This window comes from Christensenella hongkongensis (genome assembly GCF_000981035.1).
GTDB classification, from domain to species: Bacteria; Bacillota; Clostridia; order Christensenellales; family Christensenellaceae; genus Christensenella; species Christensenella hongkongensis.
On the sequence record NZ_LAYJ01000034.1, the window covers coordinates 1 to 324 of the forward strand.

Sequence of the window (324 nt, forward strand, 5' to 3'; positions counted from 1 at the left end):
TGTCTTACAGCTAATTAATAAAATACAACTGATAAACTGCAATCGTTCCACAATACAAATTTGTTTTTGCCTGCCATACCATAACACGGCATGGCTTGCTGACAGGATAATGTAGACTTTTTTGGTCGAGTTGATTTTTAACCTGAAACGCCTGAAAAGGCGTTTTTATTATGCCTTTTTTGCCGACCAAAAAAGTCTACGATTTCGGTCTTTTTTCAATAATTGACTACTTTTGCAAAATCTGCGGCTTTCAGGCTTGCGCCGCCAATGAGGCCGCCATCTATATCGCTCATTCCCATCAGCTCGGACGCGTTGCCCGCGTTC

At 42.0% G+C, this 324-nt stretch carries 1 protein-coding gene; it reads right to left on the reverse strand.

All coding sequences use genetic code 11. The features are described from left to right. Positions 1 to 215: 215 nt before the first annotated feature. Positions 216 to 324, reverse strand: a 109-nt coding sequence (locus CHK_RS15945; RefSeq protein ID WP_200896514.1) for a triose-phosphate isomerase, incomplete at its 5' end; no start/stop codon positions are given.